This is a genomic window from Paraburkholderia mimosarum LMG 23256 = NBRC 106338, from assembly GCF_000739815.1.
GTDB lineage: Bacteria > Pseudomonadota > Gammaproteobacteria > Burkholderiales > Burkholderiaceae > Paraburkholderia > Paraburkholderia mimosarum.
On sequence record NZ_BBJJ01000376.1, the window covers coordinates 1 to 531 of the forward strand.

The window sequence follows — 531 nt, forward strand, 5'->3', positions numbered from 1 at the left end:
GATCGTTTACTGCAAAGATGCAAACAGACGAGGAACCCACCCGATGTGTCAGTTCGATTTCTTGGGCTACACATTCAGGGCGCGCAGCGCCCTGAACCGCGTGGGGAAATTATTTGCGAGCTTCACTCCCGCGGTCAGCAACAAGGCTGCCACGGCGATGCGGCAGGACATGCGTCGGCGGGGTTGGCTGAGGCGCTACGATCTCGGACTGGACGAGTTGGCGGATAAGACTCGTCCGGTCCTGAGCGGCTGGATTCAGTATTACGGGCGGTTTCACCGGTCGGTGCTCATCAATGTCCTACGCGCAATCGATTATGCGCTGGTGCACTGGGCACAACGAAAATACAAAACCCTTCACGGTCGCAAAGCGCGAGCGTGGGCGTGGCTGAACGGCGTTCGAGCTCGCCAGCCCGCCCTGTTTCCACATTGGTCGTTGGGGGTGTCGGTTGAACGATAGGAGCCGGATGAATCGAGAGATTCACGTCCGGATCTGTGAGAGCGTGCGGGTGAGATTCCTGGGCGCTACTCGAC

The 531-nt window shown here is 58.9% G+C and carries 1 protein-coding gene; it reads left to right on the plus strand.

Annotation, left to right across the window (positions count from 1 at the left end):
- Positions 1-457: group II intron maturase-specific domain-containing protein (locus BMI01S_RS37970; protein ID WP_042293700.1), on the plus strand; the 457-nt coding region annotated here is incomplete at its 5' end.
- Positions 458-531: the final 74 nt, after the last annotated feature.